At 34.8% G+C, this 25,744-nt stretch carries 18 protein-coding genes and 6 pseudogenes; 12 read left to right on the forward strand and 12 right to left on the reverse strand.

Annotation, left to right across the window (positions count from 1 at the left end):
* The 3 genes from ABWU75_RS02455 to rimM all read right to left on the reverse strand — a co-directional run bounded on the left by ABWU75_RS02455 (position 1) and on the right by rimM (position 1,840).
* Entirely contained in the window at positions 1-696 is a 696-nt protein-coding gene (locus ABWU75_RS02455; RefSeq protein ID WP_264732157.1) for an inositol monophosphatase family protein, read from the reverse strand.
* 8 nt (positions 697-704) lie between these two features.
* Positions 705-1,271, reverse strand: a complete 567-nt coding sequence (gene efp / locus ABWU75_RS02460; protein WP_187297399.1) for an elongation factor P — start codon at positions 1,269-1,271, stop codon at positions 705-707.
* A gap of 62 nt (positions 1,272-1,333) precedes the next feature.
* Positions 1,334-1,840, reverse strand: a complete 507-nt coding sequence (rimM, locus tag ABWU75_RS02465) for a ribosome maturation factor RimM (RefSeq protein WP_253307237.1) — start codon at positions 1,838-1,840, stop codon at positions 1,334-1,336.
* A 120-nt stretch (positions 1,841-1,960) separates the two neighbouring features.
* Between rimM and ABWU75_RS02470 the strand changes: the two genes are divergently transcribed.
* Positions 1,961-5,662: a DEAD/DEAH box helicase family protein gene (locus tag ABWU75_RS02470; protein WP_353287005.1), complete on the forward strand. Its 3,702-nt coding sequence runs from the start codon at positions 1,961-1,963 to the stop codon at positions 5,660-5,662.
* A gap of 10 nt (positions 5,663-5,672) precedes the next feature.
* Here ABWU75_RS02470 and ABWU75_RS02475 read toward each other — a convergent pair whose 3' ends face one another.
* On the reverse strand, positions 5,673-6,848 hold the full coding sequence (locus ABWU75_RS02475) for an aspartate aminotransferase family protein (RefSeq protein WP_353287006.1): 1,176 nt from the start codon (positions 6,846-6,848) through the stop codon (positions 5,673-5,675).
* 65 nt (positions 6,849-6,913) lie between these two features.
* Between ABWU75_RS02475 and ABWU75_RS02480 the strand changes: the two genes are divergently transcribed.
* A complete protein-coding gene (locus ABWU75_RS02480; protein WP_353287007.1) occupies positions 6,914-8,341 on the forward strand; it encodes a sensor histidine kinase in 1,428 nt (475 codons plus the stop codon).
* Between the two features lie 279 nt (positions 8,342-8,620).
* Positions 8,621-9,201: pseudogene (locus tag ABWU75_RS02485) on the forward strand (winged helix-turn-helix domain-containing protein); the annotation flags it as partial.
* Positions 9,202-9,251: 50 nt separating this feature from the next.
* On the opposite strand, the pseudogene ABWU75_RS02490 reads toward ABWU75_RS02485, so the two are convergent.
* Positions 9,252-9,410, reverse strand: a pseudogene (locus ABWU75_RS02490) (hypothetical protein); the annotation flags it as partial.
* A gap of 260 nt (positions 9,411-9,670) precedes the next feature.
* Here ABWU75_RS02490 and ABWU75_RS02495 point away from each other — a divergent pair.
* The 6 genes and pseudogenes from ABWU75_RS02495 to ABWU75_RS02520 all read left to right on the forward strand — a co-directional run bounded on the left by ABWU75_RS02495 (position 9,671) and on the right by ABWU75_RS02520 (position 15,334).
* Complete coding sequence (locus ABWU75_RS02495; protein ID WP_353287008.1) at positions 9,671-10,852, forward strand: MFS transporter; 1,182 nt, start codon at positions 9,671-9,673, stop codon at positions 10,850-10,852.
* A 60-nt stretch (positions 10,853-10,912) separates the two neighbouring features.
* Positions 10,913-11,218 (forward strand): integration host factor subunit alpha, encoded by a 306-nt coding sequence (locus ABWU75_RS02500; protein WP_253307244.1) that lies wholly within the window; start codon positions 10,913-10,915, stop codon positions 11,216-11,218.
* Positions 11,218-11,553, forward strand: a complete 336-nt coding sequence (locus ABWU75_RS02505; RefSeq protein ID WP_264732147.1) for a MerR family transcriptional regulator — start codon at positions 11,218-11,220, stop codon at positions 11,551-11,553. Before ABWU75_RS02500 ends, ABWU75_RS02505 begins: the two co-directional genes overlap by 1 nt.
* A gap of 53 nt (positions 11,554-11,606) precedes the next feature.
* Positions 11,607-12,212 (forward strand): murein hydrolase activator EnvC family protein, encoded by a 606-nt coding sequence (locus ABWU75_RS02510; RefSeq protein ID WP_253310003.1) that lies wholly within the window; start codon positions 11,607-11,609, stop codon positions 12,210-12,212.
* 12 nt (positions 12,213-12,224) lie between these two features.
* Positions 12,225-14,732: a leucine--tRNA ligase gene (leuS, locus tag ABWU75_RS02515; protein WP_353287009.1), complete on the forward strand. Its 2,508-nt coding sequence runs from the start codon at positions 12,225-12,227 to the stop codon at positions 14,730-14,732.
* 217 nt (positions 14,733-14,949) lie between these two features.
* Positions 14,950-15,334 (forward strand): annotated as a pseudogene (locus ABWU75_RS02520) (transposase).
* 18 nt (positions 15,335-15,352) lie between these two features.
* Here the strand turns inward: ABWU75_RS02520 and ABWU75_RS02525 are convergent.
* The 7 genes and pseudogenes from ABWU75_RS02525 to ABWU75_RS02555 all read right to left on the reverse strand — a co-directional run.
* Positions 15,353-15,700 (reverse strand): annotated as a pseudogene (locus ABWU75_RS02525) (IS110 family transposase); the annotation flags it as partial.
* 301 nt (positions 15,701-16,001) lie between these two features.
* Entirely contained in the window at positions 16,002-17,081 is a 1,080-nt protein-coding gene (recF, locus tag ABWU75_RS02530; RefSeq protein ID WP_264732143.1) for a DNA replication/repair protein RecF, read from the reverse strand.
* A gap of 16 nt (positions 17,082-17,097) precedes the next feature.
* Positions 17,098-17,565 (reverse strand): thioredoxin-dependent thiol peroxidase, encoded by a 468-nt coding sequence (bcp, locus tag ABWU75_RS02535; protein ID WP_264688477.1) that lies wholly within the window; start codon positions 17,563-17,565, stop codon positions 17,098-17,100.
* Positions 17,566-17,795: 230 nt separating this feature from the next.
* Positions 17,796-18,011: pseudogene (locus ABWU75_RS02540) on the reverse strand (PD-(D/E)XK nuclease family transposase); the annotation flags it as partial.
* A 51-nt stretch (positions 18,012-18,062) separates the two neighbouring features.
* Positions 18,063-18,512, reverse strand: a pseudogene (locus tag ABWU75_RS02545) (hypothetical protein); the annotation flags it as partial.
* Between the two features lie 198 nt (positions 18,513-18,710).
* Positions 18,711-19,727, reverse strand: a complete 1,017-nt coding sequence (locus ABWU75_RS02550) for an RDD family protein (protein ID WP_353287010.1) — start codon at positions 19,725-19,727, stop codon at positions 18,711-18,713.
* Positions 19,728-20,040: 313 nt separating this feature from the next.
* Complete coding sequence (locus ABWU75_RS02555; protein WP_353287011.1) at positions 20,041-21,129, reverse strand: Fic family protein; 1,089 nt, start codon at positions 21,127-21,129, stop codon at positions 20,041-20,043.
* A 408-nt stretch (positions 21,130-21,537) separates the two neighbouring features.
* Between ABWU75_RS02555 and mnmG the strand changes: the two genes are divergently transcribed.
* The 3 genes from mnmG to ABWU75_RS02570 all read left to right on the forward strand — a co-directional run bounded on the left by mnmG (position 21,538) and on the right by ABWU75_RS02570 (position 25,717).
* The gene (gene mnmG / locus ABWU75_RS02560) at positions 21,538-23,559 is read left to right on the forward strand and encodes a tRNA uridine-5-carboxymethylaminomethyl(34) synthesis enzyme MnmG (protein WP_353287012.1); all 2,022 of its coding nucleotides are present in this window, start codon (positions 21,538-21,540) and stop codon (positions 23,557-23,559) included.
* Between the two features lie 5 nt (positions 23,560-23,564).
* On the forward strand, positions 23,565-25,232 hold the full coding sequence (locus ABWU75_RS02565; protein ID WP_341822640.1) for an aminopeptidase P family protein: 1,668 nt from the start codon (positions 23,565-23,567) through the stop codon (positions 25,230-25,232).
* A gap of 119 nt (positions 25,233-25,351) precedes the next feature.
* Positions 25,352-25,717, forward strand: coding sequence for a hypothetical protein (locus ABWU75_RS02570; protein WP_096641498.1), 366 nt, complete (start codon positions 25,352-25,354; stop codon positions 25,715-25,717).
* Positions 25,718-25,744: the final 27 nt, after the last annotated feature.

Genomic DNA, 25,744 nt, shown 5'->3' on the forward strand with positions numbered 1-25,744 from the left:
CTATAGTTTTATATCTCCAGCAATGATTAGCCCGTTGTCTTCCGTTAGCCTTCCACCGCTTTCTTGCAGAAAAAGTCTACCGAGCAAGGCTTTATATTTGTTAACTCCAGAGTAAACTGCTCCTCTGTGCCTTCCTGCTGCAAGGTACGCAAAGCCTAAAATTGTTGAACCGATGGAGCGTACATTACTATTGCCAGGCAGCAGTTTATTTAATAAATTACCACTTACATCTATTAGACCCCCTTCACGGCTTTTCACCCGCATTTTTATATGACGAGATCTAAAATCCTCAAGAAAAGCACCTTTCTTTTCTTCTGCCCAAAAAGTTTCTCTAAGAGCCGGAGCATCAATTACAGCTGCCACAACTTTATTTTTATGAATGAGACAGACTGATACTGCAAAATAAACCATGCAACTAGAAAAGTTCTCCCTGCCCTCTATAGGCATAATAAACCAAGTGTAACCGTTATCTTTTATTTCTTGGTCAGTATCATCTTCGGAAATAAACCCATAGTCTCGTTTGTAGTCGTGCAAGCAATCGTATATGGTTTGCTTGGATTTTGAATAAGTTTTATTAATGAAGTCTGCTGATTTAACATTAGAAATTTGCAATTCATTAAAATCGCGCATAAGCTGCCTGGAAGCACTACGCACAGAATCAAGCATCACATTAATTCGTGGTGATGAGATGGACATTCTTCCTTTTACTCTTTCACTCTTTCATAATAGCTGTCATCTGGAGTATATACTACAATTTTATCCTCTTCTTTTATAAACTGAGGCACGTTAACGCGCATTCCGTTTTCTAAAATTGCAGGCTTATAAGAAGCAGTAGCAGTTTGTCCTTTAATAACAGACTCTGTTTCTTTCACAGCAAGTGTAACATAATCAGGTACATGCGCAGAAATTATTTTGTCTTGATAAGTTACTATTTTAACTTTCATATTATCCTGTAGATAAATCTTTTTTTCTCCCAATAAGTCCAAATTTATAGTGATTTGCTCGTAATTACTTGGATGCATAAGATTTACAATGTTTCCTTCAGTGAAAAGGTAAACATACTCCTCTTCATCTAAAATTGCCCTTCTGATTGTTGCATCAGAGCGAAATCTTTCATAGTGTTTTGCTCCGGTTTTAATGTTTTTCATTTCGGCTTGTATGTATGCACCACCTTTACCAGGTTGAGTATGCATAATACCTACAACCAAAAATAATCCGCCGTTATGTTCTAACACCTGACCTGGTCTGATATCGTTAGCTCTTTCTGCCATAATTACATTTTCAGTTCGATCTTACAATTATAAATAGCTTTATATAAATATCAAAGTCTTTATTAGTCAATAAATTCTGGCATATTGAGCACCATATACCTCTCCTTCATGTTTATGTGCGGAAACATTTCTTTGGTAAAAGACAGCATAATGCGTTTTTTTGTGCTGATAACTAAAATTTCTAATATATCCCCTGAGCCGAAATTATATATAGATTTTACATTGCCATATAATTCATTACTTTCCAGCCTTACTTCCATATCTACAAGGTCACTTTGATAAAATTCATTCTCATCATTTAGCTTCGGTAGCTTGCTTCTTTCTATATACAGCTTCTTATTCCTTAAAAGCTCTGCTTCATTACGGGAATTTACTCCGCTGATTGTAGCTATTACTAGATTATCACCTATGACGGATACTAAGTCTATTTTATAATTCTCATCACCACTTATTAGCTCACCATATAAGGAGATATTTTCAGGTTTTTCGGTAAAAGTTTTTAATTTAACAGCTCCTTTAATTCCGTGAGGAGAAGTAATCATTCCGAGGCATACCAGATTGTCGTTCATATTAAGATGATAACTAATGTTGGATTTTTTGTCTATAAGGCATAAAATACCTAAAAATGTTTATTGTAATTCTATCAATACAATGTATTATGGAATACATTGTATTGATAGTGGGAAGATATGAGTCAATGTATTACTAATCAAATAAAAGAGCTTATCCCTCATTTAAAGGAAGTTAATAGTAAGCTACAAGGTGAATCTATAAAGCTCTTCAGTGACAAAGAATCTATAATAGTAGAACGTCGTAAACCTGTTGTTGAAGAGATGCTAAAGCATCTAGAAAGTTCTTCCATCACTAACTGTAATACTATGATTGATGCAGAAACTGGGTTTGGCAAGACTTATGATATTGGATTGTGGAGTCATGCGCTAGCTCAAGCAGGATATCACCATTTAGTTGCAGTGCCAAATGGTAATTTAGTTGAACAGGCTAAGAAAATGATAGATGGTGCATTTACTGTAGATGTTAAAACACCTAAAACTGTGCAAGAAATTAAAGATGCGCTGAAAGTCACTGAACCTACAACAATTATAGTAACACATGATCTGCTTTTACAGCAAGAGAATGATCGAAAATTTGAAGAGCAAAACGGTGAAAAGCCTAAATTGTGGGTTAGTGTTGATGAAGCAGATAGCATTAACAAGCAGCAGGCCTTTGAAAATATGTGCAAACTTGATGCGGAATATCCTACGACTTACCTAACTGCAACACCAAAGAAAAGGATCCTAAATAGATGTGGAAAAGTTATTAGCCCTACTAGATCAAGTAGACGCTGCATTTCAAACACTATCAAAACAGTAAATGTTATTGCAAAAACTAATGAAAGAGAAAAATTCAATCGGGCATTCGTGGTGAATGTTGCTGCTACCATAATACCTTTAATTACATTATTCCCTATTATAAATAGTAATGTTGCTGCAATAATTGGTCTAACTTCAGATTATTGGTTATATTCCGCTTTAATTAATAATCTATACTTTACAATTTCTTTCGTTATATTTTCTATAGTAATGTTGCCAATTTGGTGGGTGTTGACCAAAATAACTGGAGTAGAGTCAAAAGAACTGTTCTCTAGGTTAGCTGCTAACGTGCGCAGCTTATTTACTAGGGAAAAGTCTAGTCCAGCTCATGAATACGTTGAAGAGAGTGAAGAAGTTTTTAATTACGATAAACTTGTTGACTCTGATAATCTGCTGGAATCTGTAAGGTGGAACGTACAAAGCCCAATTGGGGAAAATGCTCTTATTCTAGTTGATGATGTGAATAGCATAATTAACCTTAGCTTTGCATTGCAAGGTAAGGATAATTTGGTATATGAAGATGGTACGCGTTATAAAGTTTATGATAAATTTCAGCCTGAAGGGATGTTGTACAAAGATTACAGACTCAAATTACGTCAATCAAACTTTATAAACTGCATTAAAAAGCAACACCCCGGTCTAACGGAAGAACAGATATCTAAATTGAAAGACAAGGTAGATTTTAGCGATACTGTTAAGTATCTAGAATACAGAGTAATGCATTCAATGATCGATCTTACACTCTCGTATTTAATGGGATGCGATAACACCGCTTTGGATAAACAAAGAAGAGAAGATTTAGGTAGATTAATAGAAGGTGTTAAAAATAAGATTAATACTGCTAATGATGGCAGCATTATAGCTTTCTTAAAGGAAAAAGGTTTTAGTGAGCAATTCGCTAGGGACAAGCTTTTACCACAGGTAAATACAGTTATTAGTGCACTGAAAACAAGCAACGATGATCAAAGTAGACTAATAGTAGACAATTGGCACTTAAGTCAAAAGCTACATGATCTTATAGAAGGTGCACTACACAATCTCAGCGATTTCTGTGAAAAAAATAAATGTATTTTTGCAGGACTTGGAAAAAATGATCTTGGTATTGAGACAAATAAACCTTTTTTTAAAATAACACGTAATGACGAAGGTGAATATGAAGTTGACTATTGTAATTATGACCAAGGTGATTTAAGTACATTGGCTAAATATGCGTTGATAACAATTATAGACGAGTCAAAAGGCCGTGGTTTCGATAGTGAGTATAATCACGTTGCATCAATATTTAGAGATTCAACTAGTCAGTTCAACAATCCAGCAGAAGCTTTGCAGAATTTGGGAAGAAATAGAGAACGCAATCCTAACAGGCAACCTTGGTTTTTTGCTGCTGGAGGTGAAAAAATTGAGTTATTTGTAGATAAAGTTTTAGCAAAATTAAAAAGCGCACCGCAGGATTTTTGTCAAAAGGTTTTATTTCCAGCCACTGATAGGTACAATAAACTAATAAAAAATAGAATGGGAATAGAGCTTGGAGAAAAAATAGAGATCTATATTAGCGAAAACATGGATGCACTAGGAAATATCGATGACGCAGCTCTGAAAAAATTTTCAGATGATTCGATGAAAGAGGTGTATGAAAAAGTACATGATATAAATGATTTTGACGTAGGAAAGACAGAAGAAGATTTACGTAAGATTTTAAAAAGCACAGAAAAATATCTTTGTTCATATGAAGACAGAATTAAAAACAACGGTAAATTATCTTGCACGCGCTCAGTTCTATTTTCTGTGGGAAGTGCTATTGTAAAGTCCATGTATTATCTATGGGCAGGGTTTGATTATTTAGTCTTTTTAGCTAAAGCGTATAATGTAGGCAAGTCCGAAGATGCTAATGCAAAGGCATATGTACATATAATCAGAAACTGCTACTTTGAAAGTAGTGTGAAGGCTCAAAATATGTTAAGTCATGTATTAAAAATTGCCGGAGAAAATGATGATAGTTTTATACAAAATAGTTTGTACGAAGGCAATGGAGATAGGTGTAAAGAAAAAATCATCTCATATTTTCAATCCAAACAATATATACACGCATTAGATAAAACAGTTGCTTGCATTGAAAATGAGCATTTAGCAACAGTTTTGAAAGCCGTAGGTTACGGAGATGATGCTAATAAAACAGCACAAGAAATTAAAGACTTTTTGTGTGATTTAAAGAATTTAAGCTGCACAGACTTTAGAAAAAAGCATTATTGTGGATGTTCATATAAAATGAGCAATTTATACAAGATCAATAATCAAATTAGTATGGTAATTGATGAGATTGTAAGTTGCCATAAATGGCGTCATGAAGTAATTTCAGAGTGGGAAAATTTTCTTGACCCAGAGCTTAGAGAAAATTTTGATTTAGGACTTAAATTAAAAACTAACCATAATATTTTTAAAGTAAAAGTTAACAATGACTTTTCTGAATTGTGGCGCAAGAACTTGACAGAACGTTCTGGACAAAGGATGGTTTTGGGTACAGCTATGCTATTCATCGGACTTATAGTTTCAGTGAAGCTTATATATGAAATATCATTAGGCTATACTATGCTATTGCCATCACTTTGCGGTTCCATAGCATTTGGACCGCTAGCATTTTTGTGTGGTGCATTATTATGTGGAGTAACGACCTATTTAGTGAAAGGAACATTTTTTCTTTTTGGAATACCAATCCTGTTAGGGGAGTTGTCAAAATGCGTTTTTAGAAACGATTTAGTACAGGATTTATTAGACATAACATTGTCGCTTGGTAATAACGCTTTTTTCTGTACTCCGACAAGCATCATACAATCATTTATATTTGAGGATGCAACAAAGTTTGACTCACTAAGTGATATGAATGAGCTTACATTGATAAGAGAGCAGGATAAGGTAAAATACATGAACGAGATGGCTGATGCTATAGCTACTGACCTATCTTCAGTCCTGATACAGCCAATACCTCATGAAGAGAAATCTCCTTATGTGTCTGCATCTGCTTGATACGTAGCACTTAATCAGAAGATTTTTCAGATAAGTATTGTCTAAGAATCTCAATTCCTTCATCAATCTCTTTTTCAGTGATAATTAGTGGAGGTAAAATTCTCACAACGTTATCTGATGTTACCCCAACAGTAAGCAAGCCGCGATAACTTAGCTCTTCTGCAAACTTTTTATTGTTTGCTTTCACCTTTATTCCAAGCATTAACCCTTTCCCTCTCACTTCTTCTATTATTGGAAATTTACTTGCTAAGTCTTCTAATTTATTTTTTAAATACTTACCTCTAATTTCAACATTTTTCAAAAAGCCAGGACTGAGCAATTCTTCGAGCACAGCATTACCTACTGAGGTTGCAAGCGGATTGCCACCAAAAGTGGAACCGTGCATACCGACCGCCATATACTTAGCAGCCCTTTCAGCTGCAAGACAAGCCCCTAGCGGAAAGCCTCCTCCTATTCCCTTTGCAAGAGCACATATATCAGGTTCCACTCCTATATGTTCGTATGCGAATAATTTTCCTGTCCTACCAGCACCGCATTGTACGCAATCAAAAAATAACAATATGTCATTTTCATCACACAGCTTTCTTAGTTCTTTCATAAAGACTTCATTCATTACTTTGATACCACCTTGCCCTTGTATTGGTTCTATTAATATAACGCCTATACCACTTGAAATTGCTTTCTTTACACTCTCAATATTGGGCTCGATATTATCACACCAATCAATACAGGGACTCAGTAATTCAGAAAATTTCTGTTTATCGTTTGCAGCACAAGTTAGGAAGGTTCTTCCATGAAATGCACCATGGAATGTTAAAATTCTGTGACGGTTTTTATTGCCTTTTCCGTTTTGATAGACCCTAGCAATCTTAAGCCCACATTCTACTGCCTCTGATCCAGAATTTGAGAAAAATACAGTGTCAGCGAAACTGTTGTTTATTAATTTTTCTGCAAAATTATTGGCAGCAGGTATATTATAGGTATTTGATATATGCCATAATTCTTCTCCTTGCAATTTTAGAGCACTAATTAATCGCGAATTGGTGTGACCTAAGCTACTAACGGCTATTCCAGAGTGAAAATCTACGTAGCGCTTACCGTCAATATCATACAAGTAAATACCTTTACCATAAGAAAAATTTATGTTAACAGGAGAATAAACTGGCAAAATAGGAGAAATTGTCATAAAATATTATATGCTAGATTTTATTATTAATAACATAAAAACCGTTGTTTCACAATAAGAAGAATATGTATAAGCTAGGTAAATCAATGTTTTCTGCACTGGAGAAAAACAAATACACAAAAGTTATTGCATTACTCTCATCGATCTTTATGATTTTATTCAGTGTGATATATTGTAATTATTTACTAAGGAGTAATTTCCTTTCTTCTTACCGTGATTCAAGTGTAAACTTAAAAAGTATACTGGAAAATGGCATAATAAAAAAATACCATTATTTACTAATAGAAAAGCATCACATTAAATACAAAAATTTTGACTACATAAACCAACTGGTAAAACTGCGTGCTGAATTATTACAATCAGTGAGCAAAGTAAAGGATTTCAGCTTAATACTGTATGATCAAAACAGCAGAATAATATTCAGTAATTTTAACACTCAAGATTATGATTATGAACAGTTACTTACAAACGATGAAATTGATGAACTATTAAGTAACCAAGAAATATTTTATACTACAGGAAATACATTAACTTCTATTTTTCCTATATTCCATGAAAATAGCGTTAAACCTTCGTTTTTTTTGAAGATTCTTCGAAGCTACAATAATTCTTATGTTATAGCATATGGCCTATTTTTAACATTTTTGGGCTTATTATTAATAATTTTAATATTAATAATGTTCTATTTGCAATTTTCTAATACCCAAATGCTAGCCAAGCAACATAAAACTAACATTGAATTACAGCAGATAAAAGAGGCATTAGAGCAAGAAAATGCAAATAAGCTAAAATTTTTTGCAAGCGTTACACATGAATTACGCACACCTCTTAATGCTATTATTGGATTTGCGGAGTTGATCAAAAATGAAACTTTAGGTTCAATGGATAACTCTCAATACAAGGAGTATGCAGACGATATATATAATGCAGGAACACACTTACTTACCTTAATTAATGATGTGTTAGATTTTTCAAAAGCTGAATCAAGTAGTTTAACAGTAGAAAAAGTGAAGTTTAACCTGAACAAAATAATAGATTCATGCGTAAATATGCTATTACCTAAATTAAAAGAAGCCGGGATTAATTTAAAAAAAGAGACGACTAATAAACAATTATTAGTCATTGCAGATCCTAAGAGAATGAAACAAGTTATAATAAATTTATTATCAAACTCAATCAAGTTTACTCCCAAAGATGGTTTAATAAGAATGGTGATAAAAGAAAATATAGAAAAAAACTTATTAACTATTGAGTTTCATGACAATGGAATAGGAATAATGCAGCAGGATATATATAAAGTTATGTCTGTTTTTGGCCAAGCAGATTCGGGATATAGAAATGAAGGTACGGGCATCGGATTACCGCTAAGCAAGAAATTAGTAGAGTTAATGGGTGGGACTTTCGACATTAAAAGTGAAGCAAAACTTGGTACTACGATAACATTGAACTTCTTTTATGAAGAACAAACATGTGAAGATTCGATTGATTTTTAATAGGATCTATTTGATATGGTCTTGAAAACCACACTTTATCAAAAGCAGCAAGCCGAGAAGGTAGGTACCGTCTGGCTAGTCAACAAGAAAATTATAAAAATTGAATCTCAAGCTGTATTGTAAAATCAAAAAATACTTCTAACTGTGTAGCGGTATACAGATTATAGTTAGTGGATATGTTGATAAGTAAATTAGTTATACCAATTCCCGCTATACAAGTAACGGATAGACAATAATGGAAAAAAGCCATACTGGAGTAAGTAAAATAGCGAGGTTTAAATGGCATTAAGATCAAAATTATTGGATGAAAAAGTGAGCAAAAGAAATGCTGAAGAAAGTAAGAAATAATGCATATGTTGCAAAAAAACTAAATGCTGTAATTGCAGCAAAAAAGCATAGTATAACAGCCGTAGCAAAAATATGTTGCATTTCAAGAAAGGCACTTACTGCATGACCTAAAATTTGGCAGAGAAGAAAAATTATTTGCTCCACCTCAACGCCGTAGAAAAACTATATTGAACCAAAGCCAACTTGAACAAGTTGAAGCATGGATACAAGAAAATCCCAACATTACCATTAAAGAAACGAGAATAAGAATTCAGGAAAAGTTTGGTTTAGCAAGTCTACAGTACACCGTAATATGCAAAGAATGAAATTCTCATATATCACACCAAGACCAGTGCATAACGGACAAGATAAAAGTAAACAAGAGGAGTTTAAAAAAAAATCTTAATGAAACTATTGTCATGTATCCTGAAAAAGAGCTGTTTTTCTTCGATGAATCGCGGTTTGGCACACATTCAAAGATTGGACACGGGTGGTTTAAAAAAGGCATTAGGACACAGGTTAAGGTAAAACTACTATAAGGACTATCTTGTACGTTGGGATCAGCTCCCTGATCTAACAAGCATTGGACTAGTGGTACACACGCAGCACTTTTCCTGCATTGAATGGCAATGTGCAGTAGCGTTGTTTCTACTTCATAACTATCATCTAATTTGAATCTGAAGTTTGGATTAAATTCACTACTTTTCCATTCTTCATATACATTATTAAGTTCTTCTCTCAGCTAATTTTTTATTTCATCATAAATCTCAATAGAATCACCCTTACCAGAATCAATGGTGTCACTTATTCTTGCTAATATATTGTCAAACTTTTTGAATTGAGATTTATCTTGTGGTGCCATATTACCAACCTCTAGAATAAAATTATTTAATTGTACAATAAAGCTAAAGAAAGTCAAGTCCAGCACTTATTCAGGAAACAATAGCTTAAAAAGAGACTTAGTGTTAAATTTCTAATAGATTACTTATAAAAATAAATCTTATGGAAAGTAGAGCTTGGTTCATTTGGCTGATTAGTAACTTGGTTGTTATATTCAGCAATATTCAGATAGTTTATACTTTTATAAGTGTGAATCTTGAAAAAGAACTTGGACTTACAATCGCGCAAGTTGCGCTAGCTAACTCAGTATATACTTGGACCTTTGCTATCTTACAATTTTTTAGTGGGGCAACGTTTAATGTTTTTTCCAGTAAAAAAATTTATTTTTTCTCGTTATCAACTATGATCTTGGGGTTTTTTGTCCTTATTAATAGTGATAATTTTTCCCATTTGATTTTATCTCAAGTATTGATTGCAGCTGGAGCATCATTTGGTTTTATTGGTGCTGCTCATATAAGTAGCATATGTTTTTCCGTTGCCCAATTTGGATTAATGTTTTCACTAGTGCAGACAATTTCAAGTCTTTCCGCTTTGGTGATTCAAATGTTGTTCTCTAGCTTGCTTGCCGAAGGTGCAGATTGGAAGAATCTGATTGTATGCATAATACTATTTGGTGTGTTGATATTTGTACTTACGCTTTTTTGTCCAAACACACTTCCAGAAAGCAGTTCAGAAGAATGCACAATAAAAAGCTCTATAAGAACAGTAATGTGCTCTGTACTCACAGTGCTAAAATTAAGAGATATCTGGATAACTTCAGTGGTGGGTGCTATTACTTTTGGAACATTTTTAGCACTGAATACCTTGTGGGCTCCAAGGTTACTGAGCAACTCAGAACTTGATGCAGTGGAGTCAGGTGTAGCAACCGCAATACTATGGCTTGGTCTTGCAGTTGGTGCTCCAATTGCAGATCGAATCTCAAATCTATTTAAAAATAGAAGGCATGTAATCTCTGCTTTTGCTCTGTTACAAGGTATTTCAATGATTATTTTGTTGTGCAGCCACTTAACAGTTCACGTTGTGTACTTTTGTATGTTAATGTTCGGGTTTTTTGCGGGAGGACATATGCTTAATTTTACTGTCGGCAGCGAGATTGTGAAACGAAAATACATTAGCACATCATCATCCATTATCAATGGGTTTATGTTTATTGTCAGCGGAATTATAGTGTCAATGCTAGCACTTTTTACAGATCATCAAATGGCGCTTTTTGCAATATTTGTAATGTTGGCAGTTGCTAGTATTTTAAATTATGCTACAGAAGAGACATACCCTAAAAAATAAAGTAGCTGAATCTCGAGTCGATTGCTATATTATATTTACGTATTGTAATATTTATCAATAATGGATCACGTTACAACAAAAGACACAACAGTAACTAAGGCAACGATAGCTGAAAATATAAACCAAGAAATAGGATTATCAAAGGAAGACTCTGCTTCGATAATAGATGATATATTGAACGAAATAAAGACAAGCTTGGTAAAGGATGGAATAGTAAAAATATCGTCATTTGGAACATTCTTGGTTAAGAAAAAGAAGGAAAGACCAGGAAATATACCAAATACATCAGAGAAAGTGATGATTCAGGCAAGAAATTCAATTTCTTTTAGGCCTTCAAAAATTATAAAAAAATTAATCAATAATTAATGAATAAGGAAAAATTATTTTATACGATTGGGGAAGTAGCTGAAGAGCTACATTTGGAACAGCATGTTTTAAGATTTTGGGAAGGTCAATTTCATCAAATTAAGCCTACAAAGCGTAAAGGAAGAAGGCTATATGATCTTAAGTGTATAGAGGCCATAAAGAAAGTAAAATACATGCTATATGATAAAGGATATACAATAAAAGGAGTGCAAAAAGAATTTGGTAATGATATAAAAGTCAATCGTGATCCAAAGAATTTGTTGCAAGAACTTACCGATTTGAGGGATTATTTAACTAGTAAAATAAATAACGAGGAAAGTAACGAACAGGCGTGAAACACTACGTCTCGCTAAAATTTTGGAGTTTTGTGAGAGTTGATATATCTAAAATGTGGCATATAGCTTCATTTCTTATATTATTAGCAATATTAATAGGCTGTGGCCTGCAAAAACCTGCACCTGTGCTGCTTAAAGGCGAAGAATTTTACGGAAAAAGAGAGCTGGAATATACAAGAGAGTACCATTTAATTAGGGAGCCTTTAATAAAAAAAGAAAATAGAAAAGCCATCATAAACAGGATATACAAAGATAACAATAATGCACAAAACGTGGGGGTAAATTGCAAATTTGTAATGCCAGTTAAAGGTACAGTTATTTCAGCTACCTCTTCTGATGAAATGTGTAAGGATGGCATAAAAATTGCTGCTCAAAATGGGACGAATGTAGTTGCCTCTGCACCCGGCAAAGTGGTATATGTAGGCAAAGGGCTGAGATGGTATGGAAATTTAATTATAGTAGAACACAAAGATAATTACATGACTGTGTACTCCTATTTAAAAAACATACATGTTGAAATTGGTGATAAAGTAAAGCAAGGTCAAGTGATTGGATCTGCAGGTAAATCAAGCACACAAGATAAAGATCCACAGATGTGTTTCACAATACGGCATAATGGCCAAGCGGTTGATCCTTTGATGCATGTGAACTGTAATTGAATTTGGATTTATATGAAATATGATTTTAAAAGTGTTGAAAAATTTTATCAAGATAAATGGGATTTTTCTGTAAGCAAGAATAGTGAACAAGAGAAATGTTACGTATTGGAGATGTTTCCATATCCATCCGGTAAAATTCATATGGGGCACTTACGTAACTATGCAATAGGGGATGTGATAGCGCGTTACAAGAGAGCTCGTGGATTTGAGGTTTTGCATCCAATTGGCTGGGATGCGTTTGGATTACCAGCTGAAAATGCAGCAAGGGACAATAATATTAGCCCTGAAACATGGACAAAAGAGAATATAGATAATATGCGTACACAGTTGAAATCTATAGGTCTTTCTTATAATTGGGAGCGTGAACTCTCCACATGTGAGCCTGATTACTACAAACACGAACAAAAATTTTTCCTGGATTTTTTAAAGCATGGGCTTGCCTATCGAAAAGAGTCATGGGTTAACTGGGATCCAGTGGACCAAACAGTGCTTGCAAATGAACAGGTGGTTGATGGAAAAGGGTGGCGATCAGGTGCAGCTGTTGAAAAACGTAAGTTGTCCCAATGGTTTTTAAAGATTACTGATTTCGCTGAAGACTTACTCAAGTGCCTGCAAAGTTTGAAAAATTGGCCAGAAAAAGTCAAAACAATGCAGGAGCGTTGGATAGGAAAATCTGAAGGAGCAACTATAGAGTTTGAAGTAGTTGGCTTAAATAAGAAATTGAAGGTTTTTACAACTTATCCTCATACTTTATTTGGGGCTTCTTTTTGTGCAGTGGCAGCAGAGCACCCTATTGTGCAGGATTTAAAAAATAAAGAAATACAGGACTTTATCGATAACATAAAAACAAATGGGGAGAATGATGAAAAAATAGGAGTTTACACCGGATTAAACGTCAAGCATCCATTTCTTGATAAGGAATTGCCGCTTTACATAGCGAATTTTGTGTTGATGGAATATGGGGAAGGCGCGATTTTTGGTTGCCCTGCACATGATCAGCGTGATTTTGAATTTGCACAGAAATATAATTTGCCGATTATTCCCGTTATTTCTTCAGCCCACTTAGGTGTCATTCCAGCGCGTGACGCTGGAATCCAGAATTCTTACAATGGATCCCAGTGTCGAAGCACTGGGATGACAAAGGAGGCGTATACTGGCGATGGGGTAATGTTCAATTCTGAATTCTTAAACGGATTAACGGTAAGTAGAGCAAAGGAAGTAATCATTAAAAAGCTCAAAGAAAAAGGGATAGGTGAGAAAACAACAAACTATCGTTTACATGATTGGGGAATTTCGAGACAACGTTATTGGGGATGCCCTATACCTATAATATATTGTAAAGATTGTGGAACTGTGCAAGTGCCAGAAAAAGACCTTCCTGTGGTTCTACCTGCAGATGTAGAATTTACAAGTGGTGGCAATCCGCTGGATAAGCACCCAACTTGGAAGTTCGTTGATTGCCCAAAATGTGGAAAGCAAGCAGAGCGTGAAACTGATACATTCGACACCTTTTTTGAGTCTTCCTGGTATTTTGCTGCATTCTGTAGTGAAGATAAATCAATAGACAAAGATGCATGTAATCGTTTTATGCCTGTTGATTATTATATAGGTGGGATAGAACATGCAATTCTGCATTTGCTTTACTCACGATTTTTCTGCCGTGCTTTAACCAAATGTGGCTATTTTGCTATTAAAGAGCCTTTCTCTACTTTAATCACTCAAGGAATGGTCTGCCATGCAACTTATAAAGACGAAAATGGTAAGTGGCTATTTCCCGCAGAAGCAAAAGAGTTGATTGCACAAGGAGCTAAGGTTCAAGTGGGCAAAGTTGAAAAAATGAGCAAGTCGAAAAAGAACACAGTTGATCCAAATTTTATCATAGAAAAGTATGGTGCTGATACTGCTCGCTTGTTTGTGTTGTCCGACACTCCTCCAGAAAAAGATATGGAATGGTCCGATGATGGCGTGGAAGGTTGTTCTCGTTATGTAAATAAATTGTGGCGTATGGTCATGCAGCTGAGACCTGTAAATATACACTATGATAATGAAAGTATTACGGGTGGACTTCTAGAGTACAGAAAAAAAATTCATAAACTCTTACACGGACTTACAGATGACTTGGAAAACTGCAGATTAAACTGTGTAGTGGCAAAATTTCGTGAGATGACGAATTTAATAGCTGAAATAGATGTAAAAACTGGAAAATCTCTTATTGATGAAGGTATATGTATATTAATCAGAGTAATCGAACCATTCATACCACATCTAGCTGAAAGCCTATGGCAAGAAATAGGAGGTCAACCTTGGCCAAAAGCTGATGAATCATTATTAGTTGACGATACGGTAACTATAGCAGTGCAAATCAATGGAAAATTACGCACAACAATAAAGGTAGCAATTAACTTACCTCAAGAAGAATTGAAGAAAATAGCGATAGACTCTGTGTCCAGTAAGATCGGTCAAAGCAAAGTTCGCACTGTATATGCTGTACCAAATAAGATAGTAAATATAGTTATATAAAAAATCCGAGTGTATCTGTTCAGGCAATGGCGTCAACTTAAGGGAAAATATCAGTGATAGTGTATAAAATTTCTCTCTAAAATTTTTACCATTAAATTACCCAAAAGCTGCAATAAACAGCACTTTTGTTTCTGTTTTATAGTATTTTCAAAAGCGAATGATAAAGGTATAATATATTCTATACTGAGAATATGCACGAGCTCCAAGAGGAGAAAAAATATATGCTGATGTTCCAGGAAAAAAGCGGGAAAGAGTGAGTATAATAGGTGGATGGATTGAAAAGAAGTTTATTGCACCAATGACCTTCACAGGAGGGTGTAATAAAGATGTATTTAATGTATGGTTAGAGCGAACCACAATTGCAGCGTAATACAACCATAGTTATGGATAATGCTACATTCCATAAAACTCCCAAAACAAAGTCATTAATAGAGTCTTTTGGCTGTCATTTGCTTTATCTTCCAACATATTCACCTGCTCTAAATCCGATAGAGCATTGTTGGCACACCATCAAAAGTCGCCTCAGACCTCTAATGCATCAATGTACAGACTTACACCTTTTAGTTGGTAATACCATTTTAGACGTTTATCATTCGTTTTAGAAAATACTATAACTGCTAACATTGTTTGCTTTTATGCCTTGCCTCAGGCAACATATCTTTGCTTAGAAAGAAAGCAATAGCTCTTGCATCATGCTTGTCTGTTTTGTGTATAGAGCGGCGCACAACTTCAAACTGTCCGGGAGCGACTATTACCACACGCTTAACGTAAGGTGAAACTGCATCATAAAAGAAACAGCTATTGCCTGTTGCTTCTATAGCCACTTTATCTGTTTCTTGAAGATTTTCGATAAAATTATCCAAGTCTTTTAAGCAAAACGTTTGAATATACTCTGGCTTCCCTTCTTGCAGATAACAAGCAGTAAAGCTATTAGTATAACTCCAATGTGACGCATTTTTTCCTCCAATTGCATATTTCAATATATCAGAGTACCGGTTGTTCCAAACTCCTATACGAGGTCATCACATTTTGTGAGCCTCGCCGGTGGCAGAATCTGGGTCACGAGGTCTTCTTCCTACACTCCATGTAAGAGCAGAAAGTGCCTCAAAAGAAGTACCAACCTGCCACCTATCCACTCTGAAAAGTTATTATCTTCTCTTGCTTTCAACCAAGCAATACTTATTCATATCATCTGGGTAAGGTCACAGTCATATAATAAAAGACCAAGGACGTAAGTATTTCTTTCCTTTTGCAGAAGAATATTGTCACTTATTTACTTAACAATTCAAAAAACTTGAAAGAATAAAGATAGCTATTGAAATTATCTTGATTTACATCAGTTATCCAAGTTTGACATTGAATACTTAACACTTCCTCTATTAACGCCTTTCTGTAATGTTTATCCAGATGAGACATTATATCATCAAGTAGAAGAAGTGGTGCCTTATTGTAATGAATACACCTTGCTTTTACACTGGATAAAATAATAGAAAGCAGTAATAACTTTTGTTCTCCAGTGGAGCACAGATTTATTGGTACGTTTCTTTTTTGACAAAAAACCCGAAAATTATCGTTATGCACACCAAGGGTTACTCTACCAGTCAATGAATCTTTTTCTCTGTTTTCCTTTAGACGATTCTGAAAATATTCTGCAGTATCGTCCAAAGTTAGCTGGCTGCTGAATTTCAAACTTGCCTTCGGAAAAAGCTTACTGGAATGGTTATCAATTGTATCTTGTAATATTTTTAAAACAGACGATCGCATATGTAAAATACTAACTGCATTAACGGCCATTATGTTTTCAAGACTAGAGAACCAGTTTTTGTTCAAAATGTTCTCCCTCAATAGTTTACTTCGCTCATGTTTAGCTTTTCTATATTTCATGTAGCAGCAAGTGTACTTTTCTTCAAACAGTGAAACTATACGGTCTAAAAATTTTAATCTGTCACTTGGAGAATTAAGAAGAACATAGTCCATTTGTGGAATCAGCCATATTACATTGGATATCTTATACAGAGATGAATAACTTGATTGCGTTTTTCCATCAATTTGTATTAGTTTCTTATCAAAACTCTTTGCGATACCAATTGAATTAAAATCCGTTCCATTAAAAAAATCATAGTGCACTACCCAATCTTCATTACTGAATCTATTTTGTATCTCACTGGCTTTTGCTTTTTTCATTCCATTGCTTTTAGCAAGCAACGAGATTGCTTCAAGTATATTAGTTTTACCAATACCATTTTCGCCAGTTATTACAACTGAGCTATCATCTGAATCCAGTTCAAAGTTTGAGTGGCTACGAAAATTATGTAATTTCAGCTTTTTTATGTAGCAATGGGTAGCCATTAACCTATTCTTTAGTTTACATTCTCCTTACTTCTTCCAGAACCTCATCAACATGCCCACTAACTTTTACATTTTTCCAGATCTTCACTACTTTACCTTTTTTATCTATTAAAAAAGTAGTGCGCTCTATTCCCATATACTTTTTGCCAAACATACTTTTCTCTACCCAAACACCATATTTTTCCAACATTTCAGCATTCTCATCAGAAACTAAGGAAAATGGCAGAGAATATTTTGCTTTGAAGTTAGCGTGGCGCTTAACACTATCTTTTGATACACCAATTATCACTGTGTCAAGGGAAGAAAAATCATCTATTTTATCTCTAAAGCCTTTTGCCTCCATCCTACAACCCGGAGTATCGTCTTTAGGATAAAAATAAAGAACTACATTTTTTTTATCAAAAAATTCACTCAATGATAAATTTTCACCAGAATCTGTTGGTAAGCTAAAATCAGGTGCATTATTTCCTACTGCTAATTCCATACCTCTCTCCATTAATACCACTTCTGTGGTATTATAGTAGTATGGTACATTATTTCCCACTGTTAATTCCATACTTTGCTCCATTGATAACACTTTTATCTATAGTAGTATATTGTAGTCAGAGTATCAAATTTTATATATAGCTAACAGATAAGATTCTTGATGGGGGCTTATTGATAAGTTTCTGCCTTGTATCTTGTAAAAAGCATCTAATGCTTTAAGCTTAAGCATTGTAAGTCATGCTCATTAGTTTCCTCATCTCTTATAGTATGGCTAGATATATAATTGGATTTCTTAGGAAACAAAATACAATTTGAAATCGCAATAAAGAAGACCTTCTTTAAATTAGTGTATCTGCCAGACTGTCTTGAGTAAACTTTACCAGCATATGCTTGTGCGCGTTTTTCAAAGCCCTTGTCGCGAGCGAGCTGCATTTCGACCACAAATGCAGCCTTGTAGAGAGGAGTATCATCACCATTGGTCTTAGCACTAATATCAGCCCCTTTTTCTACAAAATATTTCGCTGCATCTAAATTACCTTGCTCAGCGGCTAAGTGTAAAAATTTATTTCTATGCTCCTCTGTGTCATACTTTTTATTTAATATCCGAAAAAACCTCTCTTCAATATTGAACGTGGGAAGAGAATCTAAAACAATCTCACAAACCTCTTTTATAAAAGCCTTGCGTTGTTCTTCAGTTGTATATTCCTCAATAAGCTGCTCTATAAACTTATCTATAAGTTCCCCAGTAATATACTTGCGAAGAGCATTTACAAACCCACCTAAATTAGCATTTAACAAAAATTTCCTTACTTTTAGCGCTAAACTAAGAAGTTTACATGCATCATCCTTCTGATTTGCGGCGATAATATCATATATGAAGCTATTTACCGCTGTGCAAACTTCATCAACTGTATCACGAATTGGTTGTTGTTGACCTATACCCATTTCACCCTCCCTTAAGTGTAACTAAAAAATTACCCTCACTGTAAAACTAAATGGTCGTAGACAATTTATGTAAATACCAAATATGACCTTACCTATAACACGAATATTTTTAGTGTCAATAGTCTTTTTAATAAATTTTATGCAGATTAGAATTTGAATAGAAAAAAAGTAAGTATAAACCCACAACTGGAGAAGAAATCAGCTTGAAGGCTTATAATCTATTGCCACTGTCTTTGCAATTTTATCATGAAAAAACTGCTTACGTCTATCGAATATTGCAGATGTAAAAATTAGTATTATAGCTATAAAGGTTAAGCTTGATAAAGGGTCAAACCACCACTCAGAAGTATACTTATCAAGAGCATCAAAAAATGTATTCATAATTAATATAGAAATCAATATGAAGTTAATAACTTCAAACAAAACACACCTAATTATTGTTTGTATTAGAGTAGGATTTTTAAGTGTATTTATATCTTTAATGCAAATATAGCACAACAATTGCCCTAAAGTGCCACTAAGTCTTCTTGTTATAAATATTCCTAACACTATTGGTAGGAAAAAAAATAAATAAAAGTATATGATTAATATTTGAGATTTATCAGGGTGGAAAGTTGTTTTTACAAGAGAAACACAAAACAAAGAGGCTCCAATAATAATAAAACGATCAATAATATATGCTATAACACGCCTAGTTATTCCCACGCAGTTTAAATTTAAGTGGCATTTTTCAGGTCTGTAATCTATTACTACTGTTTTTGCAACTTTATCGTGGAAGAACTGCTTGCGTTTATCAAATACTGCGAATATTAAAACCAAGACTGGTAATATTAAAAACCACTCAGAAATACAGAAAGGTGCGAACACAAGCATCTTAAGAGAGCTTCTTATCACTACTTGCATTAAAGCAATATTTTCAAGTGTATTTGCATCTTTTATGTATATGCCACATAATAACTTTCCTGGAGTCCAGCCAAGTTTTGCTATCATTAATGTTTCCAATACTATAAGCAGTAATATTCCTAATACTCCTTCTTGCACTGAAAAGTCTGTATCAGTATAACTGAAGACAACATTAACAAGTTCAGTAAAGGTCTCACCTGATGATATGGACAAAATGAATAGAAAAAAGACTGGAAATATTATTTGATCAACTATAAACGCTATAACACGTTTATTAATTCCCGCATAGTTATCCATTTTTGTATCCAACATGATTGCCTAACATATCAGACTAGCAATTAAATAATAGTAAATTGTTTGGATTAACCTGCTCCTTTCCTTGTCTTCTCTTGCTTACAACCGAGCAACCTGGGTAAGGTCATTTATTGGCATAAGTTTAACTTTTGCGTGTATGCTTAGCTGTTTGAGAGAGTTCACAGAAATATCGTATATTTTTAAAGAAATCACTCTGAAGCGTGCTTAATTTCAATAGCATCCACCCCATTCTGCTAGTACTCATGTCCTACGATGCCCTACTTGCCTTGAGTGCGTGCTTTTAACCCGAATTCTAGATTAGAAACAGTTTTTAGTTTGAAATCAGATCCTCATATTGCTTGCTAAGCTTGTATTTTCTTCCTCTGTTGGAAAAGTCTACAACCTCAATAAATCCCATTTCTACCCACTTTTTACAAAGCTGAGCACTGGTGCGAGGCTTAAAATTAAATAATTTGCCTACTTGACTAGCTGTAATCATGGAAAATTCCCCAAAGAGCTCAAGAGCCCTACGCTGTTTAGGATCAAGTTTACGTATAAGATCAGTCTGGTCAGTTCTGTGCCCTTCCTCGTTTATACGCTGTAAAACATTCTTAAATGCAATTGCCACACCTTCCACAAAATAATCTATCCACTTGGTAATATCTGCTTCAGCTCTTCCCATGTAATAGTTGTGCGATGGACCTATACTGATTGCTTCATAATACGCTCCTAGATTCTTGGCATAATATTCTTCCAATGAATAAAGTCCTTTTAGGTCATATCCACCAAGGTGTAAAATTAATGTAGTCAACAATCTTGCAGTACGACCATTACCGTCATAGTAAGGGTGAATTGTTACAAATTGATAATGCGCAATACCTGCAATAATTGGGCAAGGCACTTGCTCACTGTCACGAATCCAATCAATCATACTGCTCATGAGCTTTGGTACATCCTTTGCTTCAGGTGGCATATAAATTATTGCACGTGTACGGCTATCACGAATAACGTTTTGACCATCACGATAAGGTGTTGGTTTTATTTTAGATTTTCCACTTGCTATTACTAGAGCATGTAGTGTTTGAACAGCTTTCTCAGTAATGGGTATTCTCCTTGCTGCCCATTGTTCAATTCGAGTTAAGGCTGCATAATATCCTTTAACCTCATTTTCATCTCTCTTATACCTTGGGAAGTGACCTTTATGCTTTAAAATCTCTTCAATCTGTTTAGGTTCAAGTCGATTTCCTTCAATCATAGTAGAGTAGTGTGTTGTATAGAGCCTTGCAGTTTCACGAAGAGATGAAAGCATTGATACAGTGAGTGGTAAATGTAACACTTTTTCCTTTGCTGCTTCAATCCTCATAAGACAACCAGCGATTTTGGAGGTAATTGTATAATTTGGTGTAAATTTTATCGGCATAATATCTGCATTACATTACTTCTATATTATGCTGATAAAATGCAGATAATGCAACATTTGCAAATCTAAATACTGTAGATTACTTTCTGGATAGTTGATCTATTTCATTTATTGGCACAAGTTTAACTTTTGCGTGTCTGCTGACCTGTATAACCCCTTAGCTGTTTGAGAGAGTTCACAGAAATACTGTACATTTTAAAAAAAATCACTCTGAAGCGTGCTTAATTTCAATAGCATCCACCCCATTCTGCTAATAAATTTGAGCACTTTTCTTCAAAAGGGAAGGAAGAAAGTTTAAGCTAATCAAGTAAGGTTTCTGTTATTCCAGTGTGTAACATTGGAATAACAAGATTTGACATTAACCGTTGATAATCGGAATATTAGTAGAGTAGAATTACTCAAAAAAGCATGCATAAATATGACGTAGTAGTAGTAGGTGGTGGTCATGCAGGGTGCGAAGCTGCTGCTGCGGCAGCTCGCCTTGGTGCAAACACGCTGCTTATAACTCATAAAATTTCAACTATAGGAGAAATGTCCTGCAATCCAGCAATTGGAGGAGTTGCAAAGGGTGTTGTAGTCAGGGAAGTTGACGCTCTTGATGGAATAATGGGAAGAGCAATCGATCAAGCAAGCATACACTCAGTCATTTTAAATAGCAGCAGAGGTGCAGCAGTATGGGGACCACGTGCACAGGCAGACCGAAAATTATATAAGCAGGCAATACAGGAAATTATTCTAAATTATAACAATTTGACGGTAAAAGAAGAGTCAGTTGACAATTTTCTTATAGAAAGTAATGGCAATGGAGAACCGTGCATTAAAGCTGTAATGATAAGCTCAGGTGAACGTATATCAACAAGTAAAGTCGTTCTAACTACAGGGACTTTTCTGCGGGGTGTGATTCATATAGGAGAGCAAACAACTCCTTCAGGAAGAATGGGAGATAAGTCTGCAGTAGAACTTGCAAATACGTTGAAGAAGTATGATTTTAGATTAGGTAGACTGCGTACCGGAACTCCACCAAGGCTTGATCGTAATACTATAAACTGGTCAATATTGCAAGAACAAGTGGGTGATAACCCACCTGTGCCGTTTTCTTATCTCACAGAAAAAATTAACCAACCTCAGGTATCATGCTTTATTACCCATACTAATGAAAATACGCATAAAATAATTAGAGAAAATCTTCATAGGTCAGCTTCTTCGTATTTGGATGACATTGTTGCACCAAGATACTGTCCATCCATTGAAGTTAAAGTTAATAAATTTGCAGAAAAAAGTAGTCACCAAATATTTTTAGAACCAGAAGGGCTGGATGATGATACTGTATACCCAAACGGAATTTCAAATTCATTGCCTGTTGAAGTGCAAAATGAAATGATAAAGAGTATCAAAGGACTTGAAAACGCAGAAATATTGAGGTCTGGATATGCAGTTGAGTATGACTATATTGATCCACGAGAACTAAGCCATACTCTTGAAACTAAGAAAATTAAAGGTCTATATTTTGCTGGCCAAATTAATGGCACCACTGGATATGAAGAAGCAGCAGGGCAAGGAATTATCGCCGGAATTAATGCAGCACTCTCTGCATCTGAAAAAAAAGAAAGCTTTGTTCTTCACCGCACAGATTCATATATCGGTGTAATGATAGATGATTTGGTCACCAAAGGGGTGATCGAGCCTTATAGATTATTTACCTCACGTGCAGAATATAGGCTAGCTATCAGGTCAGACAATGCGGATAGAAGATTAACACAAAAAGGTTATGATATTTCCCTTGTTTCGCATGAGAGATACTCTGTTTTACAGAATAAACTTAAATCCATTAAGCAGCTTGAAGAGAAGTTAGGGAGTCTGACGATTACTCCTGAGCAGCTTAGGTCTTATGGTATTAAAATATCTTATGATGGGATAAGAAAAACGGCACTAGATTTACTCAGCTATCCAAACATCGACTGGAATAAATTACAAGAAATATGGCCGGAGTTAAGCAGCATCACGCGCTGCACAACGGATACTGGATCCTCTTCCGTCATCTCAGGACACTCTCATATCATCCGAGTAGCTGACACTAGGATCCAGGAAAAAAGCAGCGTTACGCGCTGGAATGACGCCGCAATGGGTAGCATAACTAAGAATGAAATATGCGAAGCAGTTGAAATTGAAGCAAAATACAAACCTTATCTAATAAGACAAGAAGCAGATATGAAGTTTTTACGAGAGGAAATTAACACTCAAATTCCAATTGATTTTAACTATTCACAAGTTAAAGGCCTGTCAAGTGAAGTAATAGAAAAGTTGCAGACGATAAAACCAGCGACGATTGGCATTGCAAAGCAAATACAAGGCATCACTCCCACAGCGATAGTGAGCATATTAGTGTACCTTAGGAATAAGAAAACGAAAGTAGCTGCTAGTTTTGCGTGAGGTATATGTCAAAAATCGAAGAATTTCGTTCTTTTATGTGTGAAACAAATGTTGACGCATTTATGTTGCATACTAAAGATGAATATTTAAATGAGTATTCAGAGGAGCTAACAAAGCTGTGTGGCTTTACAGGAACAAATGGGCTACTTATCGTTACAAAAGACAACAAGTGCCCATTTTTTACGGATGGACGCTATATCACACAAGCTCGCAATCAGCTCGATCGGGGCAATTTTCAAGTATATAATATACAAGAAGAGGATCCACGCGAATGGGTAAAAGCAAACTTAACATTGACCACCTCACTAGGTTACTATTTGCAATATTTTACCATAGAAGATATAAGAAAGTATGAGAATATCTGTAAATTAATACCCTGTTTAGCTGGAAAAAAAAGTGACTATCGAAAACAAGCAGTGGTTTTACATTCTATTAAATATGCTGGTGAAAGTAGCAAGAATAAATGTGAAAAAGTCGCTAAAAGCATAGATAAAGAAGCTGAAGCAGTGCTTTTAACTGATCCAAATTCAATTTCATGGCTATTAAATTTAAGAAATGAAAATGCCAAATATACTCCATGTATATTGGGCCGTGCTATATTGTATAAAAGCGGTAATGTTGATTTGTTTATTCAAGATAAAGAACATTCAACTATAGAAGCAAATTTAGGCAATCATATAAATATTTTTGATATTAGTGAGCTAGAAAATTCGCTGCACAAGCTAAATTCAATAGTTATAGATCCAAACACAACTCCAATGAGTATCATGGCTGTAATAAAAGATAAACAGGTAGCTGAAAGAGAAGATCCTTGTCTAATTTATAAAGCAGTAAAAAACCAAACTGAAATAGCTGGGGCTATAAATGCGCATATCAGAGATGGAGTGGCAGTTACAAACTTTCTACATTGGCTTGAAAGTAATGTTGGTACAGAACTTGAAGCTGAAGAAAAGATTTTAGAATACAGAAAAGAACAGAATTTGTTTAAGCAACCAAGTTTTCCAACAATTTCCGCATTTAATGAAAATGGTGCAATAATTCACTATCGTGCAAGCAGTAAGACGAATAAGGTAATTCAGAAAAGTGGACTATATTTGATTGACTCTGGTGGCCAATACCTTAATGGCACAACTGATGTGACAAGAACTGTAGTGGTTGGTAATCCAACTAGTGAGCAAATAACCCACTATACAATAGTATTGAAAGCTCACATTGCTATAGCAAGTGTCATCTTTCCTTCTGGCACTACTGGTGGAGAATTGGATATATTGGCACGTACGCATTTATGGAAATTTGGAATGGACTATATGCATGGTACAGGGCATGGAGTAGGAAGTTACCTATCAGTACACGAAGGACCACAAGCAATATCAAAGGGCAATAAAGTGAAACTCACGCCAGGAATGATACTTTCCAACGAACCTGGTTATTACATTCCGGGAGAGTATGGAATAAGAATTGAAAATCTGATGTATGTTGACAGACAAGAAAATAGCTTTTTACATTTCAAACAACTGACCTTCATTCCATATGATAGAAGGCTAATAGATGTGCAAATGCTTACTAAAGATGAAATTGAATGGATAAATAGCTATCATCAATTTGTCTATGAAAACTTAGAAAATAGCGTAAAAGATAAGGAATGGTTAAAGAAGGTATGTGACCATTTGTAAGCAAAGGAGCATTTTTTATTGTTTAAAAAGTATTAATGCAATTGTGATAGGTATTTTGTATTGTTTTTAATTTAAAAACGATATATAATAAAGAATACGTATTTTTAGGTAGACATATTATGATAGACAAAGGACAAGAAGATGAATTTATGAAGCAGTATATGGATACTTGCAAAGAGCAAATAGAAAAATTAGCCAAGGATCCTGAATTGCTTAATCAGACTTTAAAACCATTTATGCAAATGTCCCAGCAGCTTATGGCTGGCGGTATGTTAGAAGGGGCTATGCCTGGCATGGTACCTGATTTGGGTAGTATGGATGTTAACAAGATGATTGCTCAGATGAAGGAAATGATTGACTACATAAGAGGTAACTATAAGGAACTAATGAAAGAGCATAGCTCGCAGATTCAAGAGCTTGATGAATCCAGTAAAAAGCTAAGAGGCTTAGTTAAAAAATTGATAGAAAAGATCGAAAGTAAATAAACAATATCTAACGCAAGTCTCTTCTGT

The organism is Wolbachia endosymbiont (group A) of Anthophora plumipes, from assembly GCF_964028115.1.
In the GTDB taxonomy this organism is placed as follows: domain Bacteria; phylum Pseudomonadota; class Alphaproteobacteria; order Rickettsiales; family Anaplasmataceae; genus Wolbachia.